The organism is Inquilinus sp. OTU3971, assembly GCF_038440215.1.
Genome location: NZ_JASATH010000022.1, coordinates 36,652 through 62,410 on the forward strand (window position 1 = coordinate 36,652; position 25,759 = coordinate 62,410).

Annotated in this window: 21 protein-coding genes; 11 read left to right on the plus strand and 10 right to left on the minus strand. The window is 68.7% G+C overall.

From position 1 onward, the window contains the following. Positions 1-149: 149 nt before the first annotated feature. The 3 genes from AAHM41_RS08155 to AAHM41_RS08165 all read right to left on the minus strand — a co-directional run bounded on the left by AAHM41_RS08155 (position 150) and on the right by AAHM41_RS08165 (position 8,293). Complete coding sequence (locus AAHM41_RS08155) at positions 150-3,239, minus strand: beta strand repeat-containing protein (protein ID WP_446719436.1); 3,090 nt, start codon at positions 3,237-3,239, stop codon at positions 150-152. A gap of 106 nt (positions 3,240-3,345) precedes the next feature. Beyond that, positions 3,346-4,176, minus strand: a complete 831-nt coding sequence (locus AAHM41_RS08160) for a helix-turn-helix transcriptional regulator (RefSeq protein WP_342236028.1) — start codon at positions 4,174-4,176, stop codon at positions 3,346-3,348. Positions 4,177-4,279: 103 nt separating this feature from the next. Further along, a complete protein-coding gene (locus tag AAHM41_RS08165; RefSeq protein WP_342236029.1) occupies positions 4,280-8,293 on the minus strand; it encodes a PAS domain S-box protein in 4,014 nt (1,337 codons plus the stop codon). A 98-nt stretch (positions 8,294-8,391) separates the two neighbouring features. Here AAHM41_RS08165 and AAHM41_RS08170 point away from each other — a divergent pair, with 98 nt between their 5' ends. The 8 genes from AAHM41_RS08170 to AAHM41_RS08205 all read left to right on the plus strand — a co-directional run bounded on the left by AAHM41_RS08170 (position 8,392) and on the right by AAHM41_RS08205 (position 15,485). Beyond that, complete coding sequence (locus AAHM41_RS08170; protein WP_342236030.1) at positions 8,392-8,826, plus strand: GNAT family N-acetyltransferase; 435 nt, start codon at positions 8,392-8,394, stop codon at positions 8,824-8,826. A 63-nt stretch (positions 8,827-8,889) separates the two neighbouring features. Beyond that, complete coding sequence (locus tag AAHM41_RS08175; RefSeq protein ID WP_342236031.1) at positions 8,890-9,306, plus strand: bleomycin resistance protein; 417 nt, start codon at positions 8,890-8,892, stop codon at positions 9,304-9,306. 43 nt (positions 9,307-9,349) lie between these two features. Continuing rightward, positions 9,350-9,967, plus strand: coding sequence for a glutathione S-transferase family protein (locus AAHM41_RS08180; RefSeq protein WP_342236032.1), 618 nt, complete (start codon positions 9,350-9,352; stop codon positions 9,965-9,967). 104 nt (positions 9,968-10,071) lie between these two features. Continuing rightward, positions 10,072-10,542: a GNAT family N-acetyltransferase gene (locus tag AAHM41_RS08185; protein ID WP_342236033.1), complete on the plus strand. Its 471-nt coding sequence runs from the start codon at positions 10,072-10,074 to the stop codon at positions 10,540-10,542. Between the two features lie 464 nt (positions 10,543-11,006). Beyond that, on the plus strand, positions 11,007-14,717 hold the full coding sequence (locus AAHM41_RS08190; RefSeq protein ID WP_342236034.1) for a vitamin B12-dependent ribonucleotide reductase: 3,711 nt from the start codon (positions 11,007-11,009) through the stop codon (positions 14,715-14,717). A 35-nt stretch (positions 14,718-14,752) separates the two neighbouring features. After that, positions 14,753-14,992 carry a hypothetical protein gene (locus AAHM41_RS08195; protein ID WP_342236035.1) on the plus strand — a complete coding sequence of 80 codons (240 nt, stop codon included), beginning with the start codon at positions 14,753-14,755 and terminating at the stop codon, positions 14,990-14,992. Positions 14,993-15,002: 10 nt separating this feature from the next. Next, positions 15,003-15,215, plus strand: coding sequence for a type II toxin-antitoxin system HicB family antitoxin (locus AAHM41_RS08200; protein WP_342236036.1), 213 nt, complete (start codon positions 15,003-15,005; stop codon positions 15,213-15,215). A gap of 54 nt (positions 15,216-15,269) precedes the next feature. Continuing rightward, the gene (locus AAHM41_RS08205; protein WP_342236037.1) at positions 15,270-15,485 is read left to right on the plus strand and encodes a hypothetical protein; all 216 of its coding nucleotides are present in this window, start codon (positions 15,270-15,272) and stop codon (positions 15,483-15,485) included. A gap of 132 nt (positions 15,486-15,617) precedes the next feature. Here AAHM41_RS08205 and AAHM41_RS08210 read toward each other — a convergent pair whose 3' ends face one another. From AAHM41_RS08210 to AAHM41_RS08240, 7 genes are all read right to left on the minus strand, one after another. Then, positions 15,618-17,792, minus strand: a complete 2,175-nt coding sequence (locus AAHM41_RS08210) for an amylo-alpha-1,6-glucosidase (protein ID WP_342236038.1) — start codon at positions 17,790-17,792, stop codon at positions 15,618-15,620. Further along, a complete protein-coding gene (locus tag AAHM41_RS08215) occupies positions 17,789-18,850 on the minus strand; it encodes a glycosyltransferase family 4 protein (RefSeq protein WP_342236039.1) in 1,062 nt (353 codons plus the stop codon). Before AAHM41_RS08215 ends, AAHM41_RS08210 begins: the two co-directional genes overlap by 4 nt. Positions 18,851-18,947: 97 nt before the next feature. Beyond that, positions 18,948-19,244 carry a hypothetical protein gene (locus AAHM41_RS08220; protein WP_342236040.1) on the minus strand — a complete coding sequence of 99 codons (297 nt, stop codon included), beginning with the start codon at positions 19,242-19,244 and terminating at the stop codon, positions 18,948-18,950. Positions 19,245-19,288: 44 nt separating this feature from the next. Continuing rightward, entirely contained in the window at positions 19,289-20,137 is an 849-nt protein-coding gene (locus tag AAHM41_RS08225) for a S1C family serine protease (RefSeq protein WP_342236041.1), read from the minus strand. Further along, positions 20,071-20,400 carry a hypothetical protein gene (locus AAHM41_RS08230; RefSeq protein ID WP_342236042.1) on the minus strand — a complete coding sequence of 110 codons (330 nt, stop codon included), beginning with the start codon at positions 20,398-20,400 and terminating at the stop codon, positions 20,071-20,073. Before AAHM41_RS08230 ends, AAHM41_RS08225 begins: the two co-directional genes overlap by 67 nt. 92 nt (positions 20,401-20,492) lie before the next feature. Continuing rightward, a complete protein-coding gene (groL, locus tag AAHM41_RS08235; RefSeq protein ID WP_342236043.1) occupies positions 20,493-22,121 on the minus strand; it encodes a chaperonin GroEL in 1,629 nt (542 codons plus the stop codon). A gap of 39 nt (positions 22,122-22,160) precedes the next feature. After that, positions 22,161-22,472, minus strand: a complete 312-nt coding sequence (locus tag AAHM41_RS08240; protein ID WP_342236050.1) for a co-chaperone GroES — start codon at positions 22,470-22,472, stop codon at positions 22,161-22,163. 356 nt (positions 22,473-22,828) lie between these two features. On the opposite strand from AAHM41_RS08240, the gene AAHM41_RS08245 reads away from it, so the two are divergent. The 3 genes from AAHM41_RS08245 to AAHM41_RS08255 all read left to right on the plus strand — a co-directional run bounded on the left by AAHM41_RS08245 (position 22,829) and on the right by AAHM41_RS08255 (position 25,585). Beyond that, positions 22,829-23,287, plus strand: coding sequence for a VOC family protein (locus AAHM41_RS08245; RefSeq protein ID WP_342236044.1), 459 nt, complete (start codon positions 22,829-22,831; stop codon positions 23,285-23,287). 221 nt (positions 23,288-23,508) lie between these two features. After that, complete coding sequence (locus AAHM41_RS08250) at positions 23,509-23,796, plus strand: hypothetical protein (RefSeq protein ID WP_342236045.1); 288 nt, start codon at positions 23,509-23,511, stop codon at positions 23,794-23,796. Between the two features lie 91 nt (positions 23,797-23,887). Beyond that, complete coding sequence (locus tag AAHM41_RS08255) at positions 23,888-25,585, plus strand: AMP-binding protein (RefSeq protein WP_342236046.1); 1,698 nt, start codon at positions 23,888-23,890, stop codon at positions 25,583-25,585. The last annotated feature ends 174 nt before the right edge of the window (positions 25,586-25,759 follow it).

The window sequence follows — 25,759 nt, forward strand, 5'->3', positions numbered from 1 at the left end:
CTCTACACCAATGTGCGGATGTCGGAGAACCGCGCCCTCTACACCGCCCGCTGCTACAGCGAGATGCATCAGGAGCAGCGGGGCGAGCACACCATCGTGCATATGGCGAAACCCGTCCCCGCCGCCTGAGCGGCCGCAGATCGGCGCGCTTATAGCACGAAGTCGCCGGTCACCAGGAGGGCACCGCCGGTCAGGGTGATGTGGAAGTCGGTAACATTGTCGCCGTTGACGTCGCCGCCAATGGTGGTGACGCCATCGACCACGGTATAGCGCAGTTGACCCGCGACACCGGTGTAGAGGGCGTTGCCGATGAAGGTGAATGCCTGGTCGCCAGCGACGCCGGCATTGGCATCGATCGCCGCCAGGTCGATCCGATCGGCCTCGGCGTGGCTGAAGTCGGTGATCATGTCGGCATTGGCCCCGACCACGCTGTCGCCGAGGGCGGTGAACCGGAACTGGTCGGCCCCGGCCCCGCCGGTGAGCATGTCCTTGCCCGCCCCGCCGACGAGGACATCGGTGCCGCTCCAGCCCTGCAGCGTATTGGCGCCGGCATTCCCGATGAGGGTGTCATTGCCCTGGCTTCCGGAGAGGTTCTCGATCCCGGTCAGGGTGTCGCCTTGGGCGTCGCCGCCGACGCCGGTGCCGCCGGCGAGGCTGACCGAGACCCCGCCGAAGCCGTCGGCATAGCTGGCGGTATCGATGCCGGCGCCGCCGTCCAGCACATCGGCTCCCGCCCAGCCGATGAGGACGTCGTTGCCGTTCCAGCCCTGCAGCGTGTTGGCGCCGGTCCCCCCCATGAGCCTGTCATTGCCCTGGCTGCCGTTGATGTTCTCTATCCCGGTCAGGGTATCGCCCTGGGCGTCACCGCCGACTCCGGTGCCGCCGGCGAGGCCGGCGAGGCTGACCGAGACCCCGACCGCGCTGTCATAGTAGCTGGCGGTGTCGGTGCCGGCGCCGCCGTCCATCACATCGGCCCCGGCCCCGCCACGGAGTACGTCGTTGCCGTTCCAGCCCTGCAGCGTGTTGGCCCCGGCGGTCCCGACCAGCGTGTCGTTGCCCTGGCTGCCGGAGAGGTTCTCGATCCCGGTCAGGGTATCGCCCTGGGCGTCGCCGCCGACTCCGGTGCCGGTGACGAGGCTGACCGTGACCCCGACCGCGCCGTCATAGTAGCTGGCGGTGTCGGTGCCGGCGCCGCCGTCCATCGCGTCGGCCCCTGCCCCGCCGCGGAGCACATCGGTGCCGTTCCAGCCTTGCAGCACATTGGCCCCGCCGTTCCCGACCAGGGTATCGCTGCCCTGGCCGCCGGTGAGGTTCTCGATCCCGATCAGGGTATCGCCCTGGGCGTCGCCGCCGCTGCCGGTGCCGGTGGCGAGGCTGACCGTGATCCCGACCGCGCTGTCGTAGTAGCTGGCGGTGTCGGTGCCGGCGCCGCCGTCCAGCACATCGGCTCCCGCCCCGCCGCGGAGCAGGTCGGTGCCGGCCAGGCCTTCGAGCCGGTCATTGCCGGCCATCCCGGAGAGCGTGTCGTTGCCGCCGTATCCGGACAGCACATTGGCCACCGCCGAGCCGGTCAGGATGTCGGCGAAGGCGTCGGTGCCGGCGATGTTCTCGATGTCGGCGCCGATCACGTCGCCCTGGGCGTCGCCGCCGGAGGCCGTCAGGGTCGTCAGGTTGACCGTGACCCCGGCCGGGCCGTCGTAGCTGATGGTGTCGATGCCGGCGCCGCCGGACAAATTGTCCGCGCCGGCACCTCCGGTGAGGAGATCGTTGCCGTCGCCGCCGCTGAGCGCGTCATTCCCGGCCAGGCCGGCCAGCTCGTCGGCGCCGGCCAGGCCGGTCAGCACATTGGCGACGGCGGAGCCGGTCAGGGTGTCGTTGAAGCCGGTGCCGCGGACGTTCTCGATGTCGATGCCGAAAGTATCGCCCTCGGCGTCCCCGCCCAGGGCGGTGAAGCCGGTCAGATCGATGGTCACCGCGGTCGAGCCGTCATAGGCGATGGTGTCGCTGCCGGCCCCGCCGAGCAGCTGGTCCGCCCCGGCGCCGCCCTGGAGCATATCGTTGCCGGCGCCGCCGTCGAGCTGGTCGTCGCCGTCCAGGCCGTTGAGCGTGTCGTTGCCGCCGAGCCCGAACAGGAGGTTGCCCTGGACCGACCCGGTCAGGACGTCGTTGAACCCGTTCGTGCCCTGGATATTCTCGATGTCGCTGCCGATGATGTCGCCCTGGGCGTCACCGCCGATGCCGGCACCACCGATCGTCACCGTCACCCCGGCCGGGCCGTTGTAGACGATGGTGTCGACGCCCGCGCCCCCATTCAGCGTGTCGGCGCCGGCCCCGCCTTCGAGGACATCGTTGCCACTGGCGCCGTTCAGGTTGCTGATTCCGCCATGGAGCACATCGTTCCCGGCGCCGCCGAAGAGGAAGTCGTTGCCGGCCCCGCCGTTGATGTTGTCGTCGCCGTCCAGGCCGTCGATCGTGTCGCCACCGCCCTGGCCACGCATGGTGTTGGCCCCGGCCGACCCGGTCAGGGTGTCGGCGAGGTTCGAGCCTTCGACATCCTCGATGCCCGGACCGATCACATCGCCCTGCGCGTCGCCGCCGGACGCCGTCAGCGTCGAGAGGTTGATCGTCACCCCGGCGGTGCTGGCGAGATAGGTGATCAGGTCTATGCCGGCGCCGCCGTTCAGCGTGTCCGCGCCGGCGCCGCCCTGGAGGATATCGTTGCCGTCACCGCCGATCAGGCTATCCGTGCCGTCGCCGGCCGTCAGGGTGTCGTCGCCGGCGCCGCCATCAAGCGAGTCGTTGCCCTGCCCCGCGACATTGCCGGCGGTCAGCGTGTCGTTGCCGTCGAGGCCGAAGAGGGTGTTGTTGCCGGCCCCGCCGACCAGCCGGTTGTCGGCGGCCGAGCCGGTCAGCGTGTCGTCGAAATCCGATCCATCGATGTTCTCCACATCGGCGCCGACCGCGTCACCCTGGGCGTCGCCGCCGCTGCCGGTGCCGCCGATCGTGACGGCCACCCCGGCGGCGCTGTCGCGGTAGTCGGCGGTGTCGATCCCGGCCCCGCCGTTCAGGAAATCCGCCCCGACTCCGCCGACGAGCCGGTCGTTCCCGTCGCCGCCGTTCAGGGTGTCCCGGCCCCCGAGACCGGTGAGCGTGTCGTTCCCGCCGAGGCCGTTGATGGTGTCGTTGTTGGCCGTGCCGTCGAGGAAATCGATGAACTCGGTGCCGCTGATGACCGCCATGATGAATCCTGATCGGAAAACGAGAATTTTCTCGTCCGATCCTGCCGGAAAAGGATGCTAATGACGGTTCGTTTTGCAGTTATTTTGTTGCGCGATTTTCGTCCGATCAGCCGCTGATCGCGCCGCGGAGGAGCGCCATGGCGACCGCCTCCGCACGGCTGCCCGCCCCCAGCTTGCGCATGGCCGAGGCGACATACTCATTGACGGTGTAGACCGACAGCGACAGCCGGCGCGCGGCCTCCTTGCTCGACGCGCCGCGGGCGATCCAGGTCAGGCAGTCGCATTCGCGCGGGGTCAGCGGCGACCGGGACGCCGGGGCCGTGGGCAGCGCCACGGCGGGCGCGGATGTCCCCACCGCGGCGAGCCCCCGCTCGATCCGCAGCGCCCGGCTGAGATGCGGCCCGATCGCGCGCAGCACCCGGACCTGCTCGTCCTCCCAGTCCGGCCGCCGCCGGGGCCGCCAGACCGACAGCATCGCCGAGAGGTTGCGCCGGTCGAAATCCACCCAGTACAGGCCGTGGTCCTTGCCCTGCGGCCGCATGAAGTCGTTGTAGAACTCGGTGCGGTGATAATCCTCGTTCGGGATCAGCGCCGAATGGGCGAAGGTCGAGCCGGGTTCCAGCCGCGGCAGCATCGGCAGCAGCGGCAGCAGCTTGTGGAAATGCGCGTGGTAGCGCTCGACATAGTCGGGATCGGTCTCGGACGCCATGGTCGCGGGGCACGATGCGGCCGGGCTGATCCGGCGCAGCACCACCGCCTCCCCGCCCAGCGCGGCGCCGAGCACACGCAGCACCGCGAGCCAGTCCTCGTTGCCGATGCCGGCGTCATAGATCTGGTCGATCAGCCCGAGGACCGAGTGGTCGTCCGCCCGGGCGAAGGACGGCGAAACATCGACCGCCGGCCGAGCCGCCGACCTGCCGATGGAACGGCCTTGCATGGTATCCCCTCTCTCTCGCACGCCAAACCTGGCGCTGCACATGCCGTGCATAAGAGAATAGTAGATTTGGCCGGGTGCTGTCGCGGTGATGCAGCGCACACCCTCAGAACAGGCTCTCCAGCGGTCTCGGCCGCTCGACGGCGAAACCTTGGGCCTGGTCGATCCCCATGGCGCACACCAGGGCGAGCGTCTCGTCATCCTCGACCTGCTCGGCGACCGTCACGGCGCCGAGGCGATGGCCGATCGCATTGATCGATTCGACGATGGCGCGATCGACCGCGCTGGTCGTGATCCGGCGGATGAAGCCGCCGTCGATCTTCAGCCCGTCGACCGCGAACTGCCGGAGATAGGCGAAGGAGCTGAGGCCGCTGCCGAAATCGTCGAGCACCACGGCGCAGCCGGCGGCCCGCGCCTTGGCGACGAACCGGCTCGCCGCCGCCAGGTTGTTGATCACCGCGGTTTCGGTGATCTCGATATGCAGGCGCCCGGGCTCAAGGCCGGAGGCGGCCAGCTCCTCGTTCAGGTAGGGCCAGAGGAACGGGTCGTCCAGCGTGTTGGCCGAAAGATTGATGCCGATCGAAAGATCGGGCGCGGCGCGCAGCTGCGGGCCGTAGCCGTGCAGCGCGGTGCGGATGACCCAGCGGTCGATGTTGCCCATCAGATCGTATCGTTCCGAGGCCGGGATGAACCCGGCCGGCTCGACCAGATCGCCATTCTCGTCCTGCATCCGCAGCAGGATCTCGAAATGGCGCGCCCGCGGCGCCCCGGGCCGCAGATCGCGGATCTCCTGCGCGAACAGGCAGAACCGGTTGGCCTCGATCGCATCGCGGATGCCGGCCGCGACCTGGATCTCGCGGCGATGGCGCTGCGCCGCGCTGCCGTCGCCGCCATAGACCGACACCCGGCTGCGCCCGGCCGTCTTGGCGGTGTAGCAGGCGACATCCGCCTGGCTCAGCAGCTCGTCCGCCCGGGTCCCGTCCGCGGCGACCACTGTCAGCCCGATGCTGGCACCGATGTGATAGGCCTTGTCGTCCCAGGTGAAGCGCAGGTCGGCCACGGCGCGGATGATCTGCCGGGCGATGGTGACGGCGTCGCCGACCGTGCAGTCGCGCAGCAGCATGGCGAACTCGTCGCCGCCGAGCCGGGCGACCAGGTCGCCGTCGCGGCCGCGCCGGCGCAGCAGGTTGGCGACCTCGCGCAGCAGCGCGTCGCCGGCGGCGTGGCCGGCACCGTCATTGACGATCTTGAAGCGGTCGAGATCCATGAAGCACAGCACGTGCTCGCGCCCGTCGCGCTGCGCCTGCTCGCAGGCCTCGCGCAGCGCCCGCTCGAAGGCCAGGCGGTTCGGCAGCCCGGTCAGGCTGTCATGGCTGGCGGAATGCGCCAGCGCCTGCTGCAGCGTGCGATCGCGGGTGACGTCCTGGAACACCAGCACCGCGCCGATGATCTCGCCTGAAGGGGTGCGCAGCGGCGCCGCCGAATCCCGGATGTGCCGCCGCTCTCCGTCCCGCGCCAGCAGGACGACATCGTCGTCGAGATGGTAGGGTTGCATCCGTTCGAGGCAGGATTCGACCGGATCGGGAACGGCGCCGCCGGCCTCGTCGATCAGGCGGAAGACTTGGCGCAGGGGCTGGCCCATCGCCTCCTCGGCCGGCCATCCGGTCATCTGCTCGGCGGCCGGATTCATGAAGTCGACCCGTGCCTGCGCATCGGTCGAGATCACCGCATCGCCGATCGAATGCAGCGTGACCCGCAGCCGTTCCTTCTCCTCGAACAACGCCTCGGCCAGGTCGACATGGTCGGTGATGTCCCAGTTCATCCCGACCGCATAATGCGGCCGGCCATCCGGATGCCGGATCACCCGGGCCAGGGACCGGATGTGGCGGATGGTGCCCGATCGCTGCCGCCGGATCCGGAAATCCATGCTGAACAGCGAGGTTCTTTCGACCGCCTCCGTGTAGCCACGCATCACCCTCGGCACGTCATGTCGATGCAGGAAGCCGAGCCAAGCCTGCAGCGTCCCGTCATACGCTCCCGGCGACAGCTCGTAGAGCACATGCATCTGATCGTCCCAGGTGTAACGATCGGTCGCGAAATCGAGCTCGAAGATGCCGGCGCCCGCCCCCTCGATCGCCAGTTGCAGGCGCTGATTCAGGGCGCGGATCGCGTTCTCGCCCTGCTTCCGCTCGGTGATGTCGGTGTGGGTGCCGATGATCCGCCGCGCCCGGCCATCCTCGGCGCGCTCGACCACCTTGCCGCGGTCGAGGATCCAGCGCCACGACCCGTCCTTGGCCCGCATGCGGTGCTCGAGCATGAAGTCGGGAGACCGGCCGGCAAGGTGGTCTTCGATGATCTCCCAGCAGCGCGGCAGGTCTTCGGGGTGCACGCGGTCGGACCATTCGCCGACGGTGGCGCCGATCTCGTCCTCCGCATAGCCCAGCATCGCCTTCCATTGGCGCGAGTAGAAGACATGCCCGGTGTCGATGTCCCAGTCCCAGATGCCGTCGCCCGCACCGTCGAGGGCGAACTGCCAGCGCGCCTCGCTGCGGCGCAGCGCCGCCTCGGCCGTCTTCATCTCGGTCAGGTCGCGCGACGTGCCGATCAGGCCGACGACGGCGCCATACTCGTCGCGCAGCGGCACCTTGGCCGACGAATAGGTGCGCGGCACGCCGCCGACCACGGCAGATTCCTCGGTCGTATGGGTTTCGCCCTTCTCCAGGACGCGGCGATCGTTGTCGATCAGCGCCTGCGCCGTCTCGGGCGGAAAGATCTCGGTGTCATGCCGGCCGATGACATCGATCCCCGCCCGCCCCATCACCTTCTCGACGGCCGGGTTGACCAGGAGGTAACGGCCGTCGCGGTCCTTCACATAGATCAGGTCGGGCGTCCCCCTCATCACCGCCTGCAGCAGGGCCAGGGTGTCGTGCAGCCGCCGGTTGCGCTCGACGTCGTCGGTGATGTCCCAGCAGGCGCCGAGACCGCGCAGCAGGGACCCGTCCGGGGCATAGGCCAGGCGCATGGAGGCGCGGATGTGACGGGTCGTGCCCGATGCCTGATGCAGGACCCGATAGTCGACCCGGTACTGGGCGGCACGATCGCGCTCGGCGGCTTCGTGGATCCGGGTGACCCTCACCACGTCCTCCGGGGGAAGCAGCCGGCGGAAACCGTCGGTCGTGTGGTCGAAGCCGTCCGGGGTCACGCCGTGCAACTCGTGCGTCCGAGCATCCCAGTGCCGCTCGCCGGTCGTGAAATCCACCTCGAAGATGCCGACGCCGCCGGCGTCGAGCGCGACCTCCAGCCGCTCGTTCAGGGCGGACAGCCGCGCCTCCGCCTGTTTGTGGTCGGTGATGTCCCAGTTGGTGCCGATCGCGCGCAAGGGTGTGCCATCGGCCGCCCGGATCACCCGGGCCAGGGACCGGACATGCCGAACCCCGCCCGACGCCAGGATCCGATAGTCGGCCTGATACAGCGAGGTCTGCCGCAGCGCGACGTCGTATTGCCGCATCACATGCGGGATGTCGTCGGGATGGATCAGCCGCAGCCAGCCCTCCAGCGTGCCGTCGAAGCCGCCCGGCGTCAGCCCATACAGCGCATGCATCCGCTCGTCCCAGCGGTATCGGCCGGTGGCGAAGTCGAGCTCGTAGATGCCGATCCCTCCGGCCTCGATCGCGACCTGCAGCCGCTCGGTCACCTCGCCGAGCTGTGCCTCGGCCTGCTTCTGCGGGCCGATGTCGATGATCTGAAGGATGAAGCGGAACGGCGAGTCTGCCTCCAGGGCCGAGAGGCTGACCAGCCCGTGCAGCGTGCTGCCGTCCTTGCGCAGGTAGCGACGCTCCACCCGATAGGTCTCGATCTCGCCGCGCTGCAGCGCGTCCAGGCGAAGGCGGGCCTCGTCCCGTTCCTCCGGATGGATGACGTCGTCGATGGCCCGGCCGACGCATTCCTCGCCGCTATAGCCGATCAGCGAGCAGAAGGCCGGGTTGGCATAGAGCCAGCGCCCATCCTGGCCCAGCAGCACCATCCCGATCGCCGCCTGATCGATGATCCGACGCAGCAGATCGGCGCTGCCGATAAGGACGGGCGGGCTCTCGCGCCCCCGTCCAGGGGTATCATTCATCACATCAAGGCTCGATGGCCGCAGTGGCGCTCGCACGACTCTCACGATAAGCCGGGACGGCGAGAGTCGGAAATGCGGAGCGGATGATGGATGTGACGATGCGCACGGCCGAAGCGGCCGACCTGCCCGCGATCCTGCGGCTGCTGGCGGACGACCCGCTGGGCAAGACCCGCGAGACCGCGGTCGAGGCGCCCTGCCAGGCCGCCTTCGCCGCGATCGCCGCCGACCCGAACCAGGAGATGGTGGTGGCGGAGCTGGACGGCCGGGTGGTCGGCTGCTTCCAGCTCAGCTTCATCCCCGGCCTGTCGCGCCGCGGCGCCTGGCGGGCGCAGATCGAATCCGTGCGCATCGATTCGGCGCTGCGCGGCCGCGGCGCCGGCCAGGCGATGATGGAATGGGCGATCGCCAAGGCCCGGGCCCGCGGCTGCGCCCTGGTCCAGCTGACCACCGACAAGCGCCGGCCCGACGCCCACCGCTTCTACGCCCGGCTCGGCTTCGTCGCCAGCCACGAAGGCATGAAGCTGGAGCTGTGAGGACTGCGGGCATCACTTACGGTGTGCCGTGAGGGGGAATCACCATGCCAATGCCCAAGCTCCGTGCCCGAACTCTACGTCTCGGACATCGACCGCAGCCTGCGCTTCTACACGGAGCTGCTTGGCTTTGCCGTGCTGTACGACCGGCCGGAGGAGCGCTTCGCTTACCTCGACAGGGATGGCGCCGCGCTGATGCTGGACCAGCCCGCCGATCCCGGCCGTCTCTGGCTGGCCGGACCGCTGGAACCACCCTATGGCCGCGGCGTCAATCTCCAGATCGAGGTTGCGGACGTCGACACCCTGAACGCCGCCGTGCTGGGTGTCGGGACCCTGATCGAGCGGCCGCTGGAGGAGCGCTGGTACCGCCGCGGCAACACGCAGGTCGGCCAGCGCCAATTCGTGGTCCAGGACCCCGACGGCTATCTGTTGCGGTTCTGCCAGCCTCTCGGGTCACGGCCGGCGCCGCCGGACGGCCGCTGACGCTGTTGAAGCGCCCGGTCCTGGGCCAAATCGGAGACGACGGATGACCCTGCCCCTGCTCTACGGCAATCGCGACTCCGGCCACAGCTACAAGGTGCGGCTGTTCCTTGCCCTCGCCGGCATCGCCCATGACTATGTCGCGCTCGACCTCGCCGTGCCGAGGGCCGAGCGGCCGGAGCCGTTCCGCCGGGCCAGCCGCTTCGGCGAGGTGCCGGTGCTGGTGACCGGCGACGCCACACTGTGCCAGTCCGACGCCATCCTGACCTATCTGGCCGAACGCACCGGCCGCTTCGGCGCCGACAGCCCGGCCGGCTGGGACGAGATCCGGCAATGGCTGTTCTGGGAGGCGAACCGCATCGGCTTCTCGGTGCCCAATCTGCGCTTCGCGCGGCGCGTCGCCACGGATACGCCGGCCGAGGTGCTGCGCTGGCTGGAGGCGCGGGCCCGGGCCGATCTCGACCGGCTCGAGGAGGAGTTGGCCCGGCGGGATTTCCTCGCCGGCGAGTCACCCAGCATCGCCGACATCGCCTGCGCCGCCTATCTCTGGTGGCTCGACGAAGCCGGCCTCACCCCCTTGCGCTGGCCCGCGGTGCAGGCCTGGCTCGGCCGCCTCGCCGCCCTCCCCGGCTGGCGCCATCCGTCCGAGCTGATGGCGGGCTGAGTCGCCATCGACGTCAGGCCGCGGCCTCGACGCCCGGGGCCTTGACGCCCTGGGGCCTCGCCCGCATGGTCGCGCCAGCTTCGGTCAGACTCGGCGGGGCCACCTTGGACGACGCCAGCCCAGACAAGCATCAACCGGCCGGGCTGACGCTGCGGCCGGCCACGGCCGCCGATGCCGGCACGCTGGCGGCGATCCACCGCCGGGCCCGCGAGTCGGCGGCGATCCCGAACCTGCACAGCCGCACCTCGATCCGCCGCTTCCTGCTGCGCACCGTCCAGAATTCCCAGGTGATGATCGCCTGCCGCGACGGTGCGCCGGTGGGCTATGCCGCGCTCCACAATGGCTGGCTCGACCAGCTCTACATCCACCCCGAGCACCACCGCCGCGGCATCGGCACGGCGCTGCTGGCCTGGGCGCGGCGCGACACCCCCGGACTGCGCCTCTACTGCTTCGCCCACAACGCCCGCGCCCTCGCCTTCTACAGGTCGCATGGCGGCGTGATTCTCAGCGAGGGCGACGGCTCCGACAACGAGGAAGGCCTGCCCGACCTGCTCCTTGGTTTCCCTGAAACCTAAGGATTCTCCGGCAACCCCGTGATTCCCATGCTGAATCCGCATGCGGAACGACCCCAGGTTGCGCAATTCAGCGCTTGCGCACGCCACCAAACTGACACAATATCTGGGGCCCTGATACGGGAAACCACCCACGGGTAGGGCCAGCCACAAGAATCGGATCTGTGGTGATTCTCTCGCGGGCGGGACCGGATCGGGGTCCGGAAAGCCGCTGGCTGCTGCGGCTCACGGAAAATAACCACCGCTTCTTCACTGGGTATTCACTGGTATATCCACCGGGTTATCCACAGAGAGAGCAAATTTTCTAATTTCAATACTTGTTTTTGACTTATGATGAAGGTTCTTTGACTGGTCTGTGGCGGCTTGGCGACGCGAGTCGCTGAACGAGTTCGGGCGGGGATCGCGGTCCCCAATGGGTATCAGGCGGGGGTCGCGGGCACGCGACGGATGAAGGAGGATCGGGGACCATGCGGATCGAACGGCGCTTCACGGCCGAAGGGCACGACGCCTATGAGGGGATCGAGTTCCGGTCGGCGACCAGCGAGATCCGCAATCCGGACGGCTCGGTGGTGTTCCGCCAGACCGACATCGAGGTGCCGGCGGAGTGGAGCCAGGTCGCATCCGATATCCTGGCGCAGAAGTACTTCCGCAAGGCCGGCATCCCGGCCCGGCTGAAGCGCGTCCGCGAGAAGGGCGTGCCAGACTTCCTGTGGCGCAGCGTCCCCGATGACAAGGCCCTGGCCGAGCTGCCCGAAGCCGAGCGCGTCGGCGCCGAGCGCACCGCGACCCAGGTGTTCGACCGCCTGGCCGGCACCTGGGCCTATTGGGGCTGGAAGGGCGGGCTGTTCGATTCGGCCGCCGACGCCCGCGCCTATTTCGACGAGATGCGCTACATGCTGGCGCAGCAGATGGCCGCGCCGAACAGCCCGCAATGGTTCAACACCGGCCTGCACTGGGCCTATGGCATCGACGGACCGGCCCAGGGCCACTGGTATGTCGACGAGGCGACCGGCGAGCCGCGCCTGTCCGACAGCGCCTATGAGCGGCCGCAGCCGCATGCCTGCTTCATCCAGTCGGTCGCCGACGACCTGGTGAACGAGGGCGGCATCATGGACCTGTGGGTCCGCGAAGCCCGCCTGTTCAAATACGGCTCCGGCACCGGCTCGAACTTCTCCAAGCTGCGCGGCGAGGGCGAGCGCCTGTCCGGCGGCGGCCGCTCCTCCGGCCTGATGAGCTTCCTCAAGATCGGCGACCGCGCCGCCGGCGCCATCAAGTCGGGCGGCACCACCCGCCGCGCCGCCAAGATGGTCACGGTCGACATCGACCACCCGGACATCGAGACCTATATCGACTGGAAGGTGGTCGAGGAGCAGAAGGTCGCCGCCCTGGTCGCCGGCTCGAAGCTGGCCCGCAAGCACCTGAACGAGGTGATGGAGGCGTGCCACGGCACCTCCGACGCCGAGACGGGCGACCGCTTCGACCCGAAGCAAAACAAGGCGCTGAAGCGCGCCATCATCGGCGCCCGCAAGGCGATGCTGCCGGAGAACTACGTCCAGCGCGTCATCCATTTCGCGCGCCAGGGCTATACCGGCATCGAGTTCCGGGTCTACGACACCGACTGGGATTCGGACGCCTACCTCACCGTCTCCGGCCAGAACTCGAACAACTCTGTCCGCCTGACCAACACCTTCCTCGAGGCGGTGCAGCAGGACGGCGAGTGGCAGCTGATCCGCCGCATCGACGGCAAGGTGTCGAAGACGCTGAAGGCCCGCGACCTGTGGGAGAAGATCGGCCATGCCGCCTGGGCCTCGGCCGATCCGGGGCTGCAGTTCGACACCACCATCAACGAGTGGCACACCTGCCCGGAATCGGGGCGGATCAACGCCTCGAACCCGTGCTCGGAATACATGTTCCTGGACGACACGGCCTGCAACCTGGCGTCCCTGAACCTGATGACCTTCCGCCGGGCCGACGGCTCCTTCGACGTGCCGGCCTTCGAGCATGGCTGCCGGCTGTGGACCATCACCCTCGAGATCGCGGTGATGATGGCGCAGTTCCCGAGCCGCGAGATCGCGCGCCTGTCCTATGAGTTCCGCACCCTCGGCCTGGGCTACGCCAATATCGGCGGCCTGCTGATGGCGTCCGGCATCCCCTATGACAGCGTCGAGGGCCGCGAGCTCTGCGGCGCCATCACCGCGCTGATGACCGGCGTCGCCTACGCCACCTCGGCCGAGATGGCAAAGGCCGTAGGCCCCTTCCCCGGCTATCAGAAGAACGCGGCCGCCATGCTGCGGGTGATCCGCAACCATCGCCGCGCCGCCTATGGCGAGGCCGACGGCTATGAGGGCCTGTCGATCGCCCCGGTGCCGCTGGAGGCCGATGCCTGCCCGGACCAGGAGCTGGTCGCCGCCGCCCGCCGCGCCTGGGACCGCGCGCTCGGCCTCGGCGAGGCTCATGGCTACCGCAACGCCCAGGCGACGGTGATCGCGCCGACCGGCACGATTGGCCTGGTGATGGATTGCGACACCACCGGCATCGAGCCCGACTTCGCCCTGGTGAAGTTCAAGAAGCTGGCCGGCGGCGGCTACTTCAAGATCATCAACCGGGTGGTGCCGGAGGCGCTGCGCGTCCTCGGCTATGACGATGCCCAGATCGAGGCGATCATCCGCTACGCCGTCGGCCACGGCACGCTGGAGAATTCGCCGTCGATCGGCTGGGCGGCGCTGAAGGCCAAGGGCTTCACCCAGGCCGCGATCGACGCGGTCGAGCTCGGGCTGAAATCGGCCTTCGACATCAAGTTCGTGTTCAACCGCTACAGCCTCGGCGACGATTTCCTGACCGGGACGCTGAAAGTGCCGGCGGCGGCGCTGGACGACGTCACCTTCGACCTGCTCGCCTTCCTCGGCTTCTCCAGGGCCGAGATCGAGGCCGCGAACACCTTCTGCTGCGGCGCCATGACCCTCGAAGGCGCGCCGGAGCTGAAGGACGAGCACCTGCCGGTGTTCGACTGCGCCAACCCCTGCGGCCGCATCGGCAAGCGCTTCCTGTCGGTCGAGAGCCACATCCGGATGATGGCGGCGGCGCAGCCCTTCATCTCGGGCGCGATCTCCAAGACCATCAACATGCCGAATGCGGCGACGGTCGAGGACTGCAAGGACGCCTACCTCCTGTCCTGGCAGCTCTGCCTCAAGGCCAACGCGCTCTACCGCGACGGCTCGAAGCTGAGCCAGCCGCTCAACGCCTCGCTGCTCGACGACGACGCCGAGGACGAGGAGGAGAGCCTGGTCGAGCGCATCATCGAGGCGCCGGCTGGGGCCCGCGCGCCGATGGTGGCGGAGCGGATCGTCGAGCGGGTGATCGAGCGGATCGTCGACAAGACCGGCATCCGCGGGAAGCTGCCGCACCGCCGCAAGGGCTACACCCAGAAGGCGATCGTCGGCGGCCACAAGGTCTATCTCCGCACCGGCGAATATGACGACGGGCGGCTGGGCGAGATCTTCATCGACATGCACAAGGAAGGCGCCGCCTTCCGCAGCCTGATGAACAACTTCGCCATCGCCGTCTCGATCGGGCTGCAATACGGCGTGCCGCTGGAGGAGTTCGTCGAGGCCTTCACCTTCACCCGGTTCGAGCCCTCGGGCCCGGTGCAGGGCAACGACGCCATCAAGATGGCGACCTCGATCATCGACTACATCTTCCGCGAGCTGGCGGTGTCCTATCTCGACCGCAGCGACCTGGCCCATGCCACGCCGGACGACCTGACGCCGGACACGGTCGGCAAGGGCGTGACCTCGGATGACGGCAAGACCCCGGCCGTGGCCTCGGCGCCGATCCGCAAGGTGGCGTCGACCGGCTTCGTCCGCGGCAACTTCCGGGTGTTCGAGGGCGGCAACGTCCGCGACGTCGCGGTCGCCCGGGTGGCCGAGATGCAGGAGCTGGTGAGCGGCGTGGCGACCGCGATGCACACCGAGGGCGCGACGGCCCTGGCGCCCGAACCGGTGCAGCTGCGCAGCGCGGCCTTGAACGGCACGGCGGATGTCCGCCTGGCCAAGATCCGCGAGGCGCGGGCCAAGGGCTATGAGGGCGACCCCTGCCCCGAATGCCAGAACATGACCCTGGTGCGGAACGGCACCTGCCTGAAATGCGACACCTGCGGCGGAACGACGGGGTGCAGTTAAGAAAGCGGAAGAAAGTGCAGGAGTTCTAAGAACGGATGGCGCGTACGGATAAGCTTCTCGAATCCATGCGTGCCAATCCGCGTGACCGGCGAATTGCAGAGGTCGAGGCCGTGTGTCGACAGCACGGCCTCGATTTTTCCATGCCCATGCGCGGCAGCCATGCCAAGGTTTCGGTCCGCAATCGACCGGAGATCCTGACAATCCCGGTTCGCAGACCGATCAAGCCGATCTATATTAAGAAACTGATCGAGCTTATCGACAGCCTGAGGCTTTGAGGGATTCGGTGTGAAGCCGACCGACTACCTGCTCACGGTACGCCCGCTGGATGAGGAAGATGGCGGCGGCTTCCTTGCTGAGGCGCCGGATCTGCCAGGCTGCATGTCTGATGGCGAAACACCGCAAGAGGCTGTGACCAACGTTCTTGATGCAATCGCCAGTTGGATCGAAGCGGCTGAGGAGCAAGGCCGACCTGTGCCAAAGCCATCACGTGCAGCTTAGACTCAATCTACACCAAGATTAAACAAATTATTTAGAGTCTATCTGGAGTTCGTCATGCGTAAATGCTTCATTATTCAGCCGTTTGACAATGGGAAATATGATCGGCAATATCAAGAAATAATTGTACCTGCGGTACAGAAATCAGGACTTCACCCCTATCGCGTCGACGAAGACGCTTCATCTACCGTTCTAATCGAGAGCATTGAACGGAATATTGAAGAATCAGCAGCCTGCATCGCAGACATAACTGAAAACAACCCAGCCGCGTGAAGTCGCCATGCTCGCCCATATCAGCGATCCAGGCGTCCGCCGATTCGGTCCAGCCATTGTCCATGCGATCCGTCTCCGCCCCTGCCCCACCGACCATGCTAACGCCGGCCGGCGACGACGCTGAGCACAGCCTCACATCCGCACGATGATGTCGACCTCCGCCGGCCGGGCGCCCTGCGGCGACACCACGACCCGATCGCCGATGCGCTGGAAGGTCAAGGTGACGTGCCGGTCGCCGACCGGCAGCGCCTCGACCGTCAGGGTCTCGATCCCGATCGGCAGATGCGGGCGGTCGATGCGGATGCGGTTGCGGGCACCGTCGACGCGCAGGCCGAGGCAGGCCTGCAGCATCATGAACACCGAGCCGGAGGCCCAGGCCTGCGGCAGGCAGGCGACCGGATAGGCGATCGGCCCCTCGCCCCGCACCCGCGGGAAGCCGCAGAACAGCTCCGGCAGCCGCATGTCGAAATGCACCGCCGTCTCGAACAGCTCGCTCAGCAGCCGGACGACGCCGGCGCGCTCGCCGTAGCGGGCCAGGCCGGCGGCGCTCAGCGCCCCGTCATGCGGCCAGACCGAGCCGTTGTGGTAGGACATCGGGTTGAAATTGGCCTCGCCCCGGGCCAGGGTGCGGATGCCCCAGCCCGAGTTGAACGGCGTGTCGAGCAGCTGGCGCGCGACGCTCGCCGCCCGGTCCGGCGACGGCAGGCCGCAATACAGCAGGTGGCCGGCATTGGAGGCACGGATCCGGCAGGGCTGGCCGTGACCGTCCAGCGCCAGGGCGTAGAAGCCCTTGTCCTCCATCCAGAACCGGCTTTCGACCGCGACGCGCAGCGCCTCGGCCCGCACCCGCCACCGCGTCGCCTCGTCGTCCAGCCCGCGCTGGGCCGCCAGATCGCCCATGGTGCGGAGGGCGGCGAAGGCGTAGCCCTGCACCTCGACCAGCGCGATCGGCCCGTCCGGGAACCGGCCATCGGCATGGAAGACGGAATCGTGGCTGTCCTTCCAGCCCTGGTTCGACAGCCCCTTCTCCGAGCTGCGGGCGTAATCGAGGAAACCGCCGCTGTTGCCGTCGGCCACCCGCTCGACCCAGCCGATGGCGCGCAGCAGCGCCGGCCACAGCTCGTCGATCAGCGCCATGTCGCCGGTGCGGCCGGCATAGGCGCCGGCCAGCATGACAAACAGCGGCGTGGTGTCGACCCCGCCGTAATATTCGGCGAAGGGCAGTTCGCCGAGCGCGACCATCTCGCCCCGGCGCGCCTCATGCATGATCTTGCCGGGCTGGGCGTCCTTGAAGGCCGAGGCCTCCAGCGCCTGGCGCGACGCCAGGAAGTGCAGCACGCCCCGCGCCAGCGCCGGGCTCAGCCACAGCGTCTGCAGCGCGGTGATGATCGCGTCGCGGCCGAAGGTGGTCGAGAACCAGGGGATGCCGGCATAGGGGTAAGGCCCGGTCGGCAGCTCGGTCACCAGCAGCGACAGGTCGGCGCGCGACTTGTCGATCCAGTCGTTGAACAGCCGGCCGGAGCTGCGCAGCACCGTGCCGTGCCGCGACAGGGTCCGCATCCGCCGCCTGGCCTGGGCGCTGGCATGGCGGAACCCGGCCCGGCCGGGCGCCTCCGCCGTCGCCTCCGCCCCGACCTCGACATACAGGTCGAAGGCGCCGTGGCCCGGCAGCCGGAACACGAACTCCGCCACGTCGCCGTCGAGGCGCTGCGGCGCCTCCGAGAACCGGATCACCGCCTGGCGCCCGACCTTGTCGAGCCCGGTGTAGCGCAGCACCACCGCGTCGCCGCGCACCTCCGGCCCGGCCAGCCGGCCGCGCCGCAGCCGGGTGGCGCCGCGCACCTCGAACATGTCGTGGAAATCCGCCCCGAAGCGGAGGGCTAGCGGCACCCGGACCTCGGCCTGGCCGAAATTCTCGACCCGGATCTGCTCGTACAGCCGGTCGCCCCACAGCAGCATCGACCGTTGCAGATGGATCGCCCCGTCCGGCAGCCCCTCGTCGCCCAGCGGCGACGGGGTCCGATTGGTGGCATGGCTGGTGAAGACGGCGTTGTCCTGGCTCAGCCCGGCGCCCAGCAACGACGGCAGCTTGCCACCGAGCAGGACGACGAAGCGGGACAGGATGCGGGTGTCGTTGTGGAACAGCCCGTCATCGTCGCCGGCGATGTTGCCGAGCGCGTCGGCGACCAGGAAGGTGTCGCCGTGCTTCAGCGAATACATCCGCAGCGGCACGCGCCGGGCCGAGAGGTCGGGCGGGGGTGCCTGGTCCGGAACGGGCTCCTCCGGAATCAGCTCGGGCCGGCTCATTCGGCCGCCAGCAGGGCTGAGGGGGAGCCCTCGCCGGCCAGGCGGCCGTACAGCTCGAGGTAGCGCTCCGCCATCACCCGGCTGGAGAAGCGCCGCTCGAAGGTCCGGCGGATCTCGCCGCGATCCAACTCCGGCAGGCGCCCGACCGCCTCTACGGCTTCCTCCGTCGACCGGACGATGAAGCCGGTGGTGCCGGTATCGATCACCTCCGGCACCGCGCCGCAGTTCCAGGCGATCACCGGCGTGCCGCAGGCCATGGCCTCGATCATGACCAGGCCGAAGGGTTCGGGCCAGTCGATCGGGAACAGCAAGCCTGCGGCGTTGCCGAGGAAATCCGCCTTGGCGTCGTCGCCGATCTCGCCGATGAACTCGATCAGCGGGTCGGACAGCAGCGGCTCGATTGCCTCCTTGAAATAGATCCGGTCGGCGTCGTCGACCTTGGCCGCGATGCGCAGGCGCCGGCCGGACAGGCGAGCGATCTCGATCGCCCGGTCCGGCCGCTTCTCGGGCGAGATCCGGCCAAGGAAGGCGAGATACCCGTCTCTCGGAGCGACCGTGGGATGGAAGAGATCCTCCGCCAGCCCGTGATGCACCGTCGCCACCCAGTTGGCGTCGGCCAGCGGCAGGCGCTGGGAGTTCGAGATCGAGACCAGCGGGTAGTCCGGCCATCGGCGGTAGACCTCCGGCAGGTCCTTCAGGTCCAGCCGGCCGTGCAGGGTGGTCACGGTGCGGGGAGCGATCTTCTCGAACAGCGGGAAATGGATCAGGTCGACATGGAAATGGATGATGTCGAACTCGCTCGCCCGCCGCCGCAGCTCGTGCAGCATCGACAGATGCGCGGCGTAGTCGGATTTCAGCGGGCTCGGGTCGAGGCGGATCGCCTGGTCGCGCACCGGCACCAGCCCGGCCCGGGTGTGGGCATCGGCGCTGGAGAACAGGGTGACGTCGTGGCCGAGGGCGACCAGCGCGTCCGACAGATGGGCGACGATCCGTTCCGTGCCGCCGTAGAGCTTGGGCGGCACCGCTTCGTAGAGAGGGGCGATCTGGGCAATCTTCATCGTCGAACCTGGCTATCAGATCAGCGGGCTCGCAGCCCGGGTCGGCAGGAGCCCGCTTGAGGTCTTACCGCGGGGGATGCAGCGGATGGGGATCCGGCTATGAATGCGGGCCGGCGCCCATCCCAGCCGGGTGCCTGGCGCGCCGGAGTGCCGCGGAGGCGGCCACCGGCTCGCGCACAGCGGCCGTCGGGCGGGCGACGCGGTCGGGCGGATAGGCCTCCCGCAGCACGTCGGAGACGAAGGTGTTGGCGAAATCCGCAGAGGCGTCCGGATGAGCCCGACGGAACACCTCGAGCGCCTTCTCGCACGCGGTCCACTCGTCCGCACCGGCCTCGCGGCTGGAGCGATAGGCAGCGACCACTCGTGCGCTGATGGATGATGCAGAACCGGTCATGCTGGTCCTTTCTCCTCCAGGGCCCCGAGACCGGGGCATGCTGATCACGAGCGTCCGCTCGGCGCCACCTCGACCGCGAGGGTCTGGGTCCTGCCGTCCCGCTCGATAGTAAGTTCGACGCGGTTTCCAACCGGCGTGAGGCCGATCTTGTTCCGAAGCTCCGATGAATTTCTCACCGGCAGGCCGTCGATGGCGACGACCAGATCATTCGCCCGCAGCCCGGCACGCGCCGCGGGCGACCGCTGATCGACCGAGACGACGACGGCCCCGCCGGTCCGGTCGAGATGGAGCGATCGCGACAAGTCGGGCGTCAGATCCCGGATCGAGACGCCGATCCGCTCGCGCTGGACCGAGCCGTTGCGGATGATCTGGTCCATCACGGCGCGCGCCATGTTGATCGGCACGGCGAAGCCGATCCCGACATTGCCGCCGGTGGAGGACAGGATCGCCGTGTTGATCCCGATCAGCCGGCCGTTGAGGTCGACCAGCGCGCCGCCGGAATTCCCGGGATTGATCGAGGCGTCGGTCTGAATGAAGTCCTCATAGCCGCCATTGCGGCCGATGCCGCTGCGGCCGAGGGCGCTGACGATGCCCGAGGTCACCGTCTGGCCCAGCCCGAAGGGATTGCCGATGGCGACAACGAAGTCGCCGACCTGTAGCCGGCCGCTGTCGCCGAACGGCATCGCCGTCAGCGTGGCGCTGCCGGGGATCTGCAGCACGGCGATGTCGGTCGCCGGGTCGCGCCCGACCAGCCTGGCGGTGAAGCGCCGGTTGTCCTTGGTGGTGACCTCGATCGTGTCGGCGTCGTCCACCACATGGCTGTTGGTCAGGACGTAGCCCTGCCGGGCGTCGACGATGACGCCCGATCCCGCGGACTGGACCTCGCGCTCCACACCTCCGGCATGTCGAAGAAGCGGCGGAAGAACGGGTCCTGGAACAGCGGGTTCCGCTCCCGCACATGGCCGCGGACGGCGATGTTCACCACCGCCGGCGTCGCTTGCTGCAGGATCGGCGCGACCGAATTGAATTGCGGGCCGGCAAAGGGCGGCAGGGTGCCCGCGGCAGGTGCCGCCGCGCCGGACAGGACGAGGGCCAGGGCGACCGCCCCGAAGCCGGCGGCTGTCCGGAACCGGCCTGGACGAGTGCGACGAACCATCGCGATACCTCCGAAGCGATATCCAATGGAATCGATGAAACCGGCCGCTGGCGACGGGGAGGCTCGCAGCGTCCCCGCCGACCAGCCACGCCTCAGTAATCCATGCCCGCACCGGGCGCCGGAGCCTCGGCCGCCGGCTTCTTCGGCAGCTCGGCGACCATCGCCTCGGTGGTGATCAGGAGGCCGGCCACCGACGCCGCGTCCTGCAGCGCGGCGCGTACGACCTTGGCCGGATCGATGATGCCCTTGGCGTACATGTCGCCATACTCGCCGGCCTGGGCGTCGAAGCCGAAGGCGTGCTCGCCGGACTCCAGCACCTTGCCGACAATCAGCGATCCGTCCTCGCCGGCGTTGAGCGCGATCTGCCGCGCCGGCGCCTGCAGGGCACGGCGGACGATGTCGATGCCGGTCCGCTGGTCGTCATTGTCCCAGGTCAGGGCGTCGAGCGTCTTGGCCGCGCGCAGCAGGGCGACGCCGCCTCCCGGCAGGATGCCCTCCTCCACCGCGGCCTTGGTGGCATGCATCGCGTCGTCGACGCGATCCTTGCGCTCCTTGACCTCGACCTCGGTGGCGCCGCCGACGCGGATCACCGCGACGCCGCCCGCCAGCTTGGCCAGACGCTCCTGCAGCTTCTCGCGATCATAGTCCGAGGTGGTCTCCTCGATCTGTGCCCGGATCTGGTTGCAGCGGCCCTCGATCTCCTTCCTGGCGCCGGCGCCGTCGACGATCGTGGTGTTCTCCTTCTCGATCACCACCCGCTTGGCGCGGCCTAGCATCTCGAGCGTGACGTTCTCGAGCTTGATGCCGAGATCCTCGGAGATCGCGGTGCCGCCGGTGAGGACCGCGATGTCCTCGAGCATCGCCTTGCGGCGGTCGCCGAAGCCCGGGGCCTTGACCGCCGCGACCTTCAGGCCGCCGCGCAGCTTGTTGACCACCAGGGTGGCCAGGGCCTCGCCCTCGACGTCCTCGGCGATGATCAAGAGCGGCTTGCCCGACTGCACCACCGTCTCGAGCAGCGGCACCAGCGCCTGCAGCGAAGACAGCTTCTTCTCGTGGATCAGGACATAGGCGTCATCGAGCTCGACCCGCATCTTCTCCGGATTGGTCACGAAGTAGGGCGAGACGTAGCCGCGGTCGAACTGCATCCCCTCGACGATCTCGAGCTCGGTGTCGAGGCTCTTCGCCTCCTCGACCGTGATCACGCCCTCATTGCCGACCTTCTGCATCGCCTCGGCCAGGAACTTGCCGATCTCGGCGTCGCCATTGGCGGAGATGGTGCCGACCTGGGCGATCTCGTCGTTCCGGGTGATCTTGCGCGCCTTGCCTCTGAGTTCGGCGACGACGGCCTCGACCGCCTTGTCGATGCCGCGCTTCAGGTCCATCGGGTTCATGCCGGCGGCGACAGCCCTGGCGCCCTCACGCACGATCGCCGAGGCCAGGATGGTCGCGGTGGTGGTGCCGTCACCGGCCAGGTCGCTGGTCTTCGACGCGACCTCGCGCACCATCTGCGCGCCCATGTTCTCGAACTTGTCGGAAAGCTCGATCTCCTTGGCGACGGTGACGCCGTCCTTGGTGATCCGCGGCGCGCCGAACGACTTGTCGAGCACGACGTTGCGGCCCTTCGGCCCGAGCGTGACCTTGACCGCATCGGCCAGGATCTCGACGCCGCGCAGCATCCGCTCGCGCGCATCGGTGGCGAACTTCACATCCTTGGCAGCCATGTTCATTCCTCCTCAACGAAACACGACCACGTGGGCGGATCAGGCAGCCTGGCGCAGGGTGGCGCCTTCCAGGACGCCCATGATGTCGCTTTCCTTCATGATCAGGATGTCTTCCCCGTCGACCTTGACCTCGGTGCCCGACCACTTGCCGAACAGCACGCGGTCGCCGACCTTCACATCGAGCGGCACGAGCTGGCCGCGCTCATCCCGCGCCCCCGGGCCGACGGCGACCACTTCGCCCTCCTGCGGCTTCTCCTTGGCGGTGTCGGGGATAATGATGCCGCCCCTGGTCTTCGCCTCGCTGTCGAGACGCCGGACGGCTACGCGATCGTGCAGCGGACGGAATGTCATTGCGGACTCCTGTCTTGCCAATGGCGTCATGTGGTCACGGACGGCGCCGCTGAAATGCAGGGGCGCCGGCCCGACGGATGCCGACATAGGAAGGTCGAAAATCGGCTTCAAGAACCTTCCTCAAAAATTTTGGCACTCTCAGGTTCGGAGTGCCAAGCCGCTGAAATCATGCATAAAGGGCGACATGTTTGGCCGCTGCGGGGTCAATGGCGTAACATGCCTCCGGCGCCTGATTGCGCATCGAAAAAATAATGGCGCGGCGCTGTCGGACCGCAGCGCCGCGCCTCGTCCTTGGATCGGCGCCGGCCTTTGCCGTGCCGGCCCGAGAGCACAGACCCAGGAGAGGAAACACCGCCATGTTAGCCGCTTCCCAGGCGATCAAGCCCTATCTGTTCTTCGACGGGCGCTGCGACGAGGCGCTCGAATTCTACACGCGCACCCTCGGCGCCAAGGTCGAGCAGTTGCTCCGCTTCAAGGACGCGCCGCCCCAGCCGGATGCGCAGCCGCAGGAAGGCTGCGGCCCGATGACCGCCGACATGGCCGAGAAGGTGATGCATGCCTGCGTCACCATCCGCGGCACGACGCTGTTCGCCTCCGACGGCATGTGCCAGGGCAAGCCGGAGTTCAAGGGCGTCTCCCTGGCCCTCGAGATGCCGACCGATGCCGAGGCGGAGAAGGTGTTCGCCGCCCTGGGCGATGGCGGCCAGGTGCAGATGCCGATGGCCCCGACCTTCTTCGCCTCGCGCTTCGGCATGGTGGCCGACCGCTTCGGCGTGTCCTGGATGATCACCTCCCCGGCCGCCACCCCGGCCTGATGCGGTGACGGGAGGGCGTCCGGCGCCCTCCCCATCCCCTCGCGATCCTTCGCTGGGCGACCCGCCCGGCAGCCCGGATGCCGTCATCAATCGTTGACGCCCGCATCCGGGCTGCGCTAGTCCGGGCGGCGAATGGGCCGGCACGGCCTGCCCACAGGCTTCGGTTGCCCCTGCGCGGCTCCGGGCCATGTCATTCCGGAACAGAATCGCTTGGAGTCCCCATGAGCCAGGAATCGAACGACGATCCCGGCCTGCTGCTGTTTACCTCCCTCTGCATCGGCCTGCGCGACTGGGCGCAGACCGGCTCGGGCCCGGGCCCGCGGCAGCGGCTCAACTGGAAGCACGCCACGGAGCTGCTGCGGCGAGGCGAGGATGCGACGGCCGAGGCGGAGATGCGGCGCAACGACCCGCTGACCGCCGCCGAGGAGGATGAGGCCCGCCGCTTCGACCTCCGCGCCTTCGACAAGGCGCTGGTGGCGGCCAACGACGTGCGCGGCTGGATCGAGTAGCCGCCCCGCGCCAGGGCATTTTCGGCCTGCGCAAGCGGGTGCCCGACCGCTAGACTGCCCGCAAACGGCGAGGCGGATCGGGAGGCGCGCCATGGTCAGCGGACCGAGCTATGTCAGCGGCATCGCCGATGCGCCGCTGCTGGGCGAGACCATCGGCCAGGCGCTGGACCGCGCCGCCACACGCTGGCCCGACCGGCCGGCGCTGATCGACCGGGCCCAGGGGGCCCTCGGCATCCGCTGGAGCTGGCGCGACCTCGCCGAGCGGGCCGAGGCCTTCGCCGGCGGCCTGCTGGCGCTTGGCCTGCAGCCCGGCGACCGCATCGGCATCTGGTCACTGAACCGGGCGGAATGGGCGCTGACCCAGTTCGCCGCCGCCAAGGCCGGGCTGGTCCTGGTCACGGTCAACCCGGCCTATCGCCTGGCCGAGCTGGAATACGCGCTGAAGCTGGTCGGCTGCGCGGCGCTGGTCACCGCCACCGCGTTCAAGACCAGCGACTATCTCGGCATGCTGAACACCCTGGCGCCGGAGCTGGCGACGGCCGAGCCGGGAAGGCTGCGGGCGGCGAAGCTGCCGGCGCTGCGTGCGGTGATCCAGATCGGCGGCTCCAACCCCGGCACCATCCCCTTCGACAGCGTCGCCGGCCTTGGCGGCGAGATTGAGCGGGACCGGCTGCGGCAGCTCGCCGGCACGCTGCAATTCGACGACCCGGCCAACATCCAGTTCACCAGCGGCACCACCGGCTCGCCCAAGGGCGTGACCCTCAGCCACCACAACATCCTGAACAACGGCTATTTCGTCGGGCGCGGCCTGGCGCTGGGCGAGCAGGACCGGATCTGCATCCCGGTGCCGCTGTACCATTGCTTCGGCATGGTCATGGGCAACCTGGCCGCCGTCACCCACGGCGCCGCCATGGTCTATCCGGGCGAGGGCTTCGACCCGCTGGCGACACTGGCCACGGTGGCGGAGGAGCGCTGCACCGCGCTCTACGGCGTGCCGACCATGTTCATCGCCATGCTCGACCATCCGCGCTTCGGCGAGTTCGACCTCTCCAGCCTGCGCACCGGCATCATGGCTGGCTCCCCCTGCCCGATCGAGGTGATGAAGCGGGTGGTCGGCCAGATGAACATCGGCGAGATCACCATCTGCTACGGCATGACCGAGACCAGCCCGGTCAGCTTCCAGAGCGCGGTCGACGACACGCTGGAGCGGCGGGTCGCCACCGTCGGCCGGATCCACCCGCATCTCGAGGTCAAGATCGTCGACCCCGAGGGGCGCATCGTACCGCGCGGCGAGCGCGGCGAGCTGTGCACCCGCGGCTATTCGGTGATGCGCGGCTACTGGGACCAGCCGGACAAGACGGCGGAGGTGGTGGATGCCGCCGGCTGGATGCATTCCGGCGACCTGGCGGTGCTGGACGCCGAGGGTTTCTGCAACATCGTCGGCCGGATCAAGGACCTGGTGATCCGCGGCGGCGAGAACGTCTATCCGCGCGAGGTCGAGGAATTCCTGTACCGCCACCCGAAGATCCAGGACGTGCAGGTGTTCGGCGTGCCCGACCCGAAATACGGCGAGGAGCTCTGCGCCTGGGTCCGGGTCCGCGAGGGCGAGTCGCTGACCGCGGAGGAGGTGCGCGGCTTCTGCGACGGCCAGATCGCGCACCAGAAGATCCCGCGCTACATCCGCTTCGTCGACGCCTTCCCGATGACCGTGACCGGCAAGATCCAGAAGTTCCGGATGAGAGAGGCGATGGAGGAGGAGCTGGGGATTAAGGCCGCGGAGACGGCGTGAAGGCGTTCGCAGGCGTGACCTCGTTTATTCTCCTCCTCCCGCAGGAGCTGTCGGATTCACACATCTTGGAAGCGAATCTTTTAGTCCCCCCTCCCCTTGCGGGAGGGGGGCAGGGGGAGGGGGCTGGGGGGGGGGGGGGGGGGGGGGGGGGGGGGGGGGGGGGGGCGGGGGGGG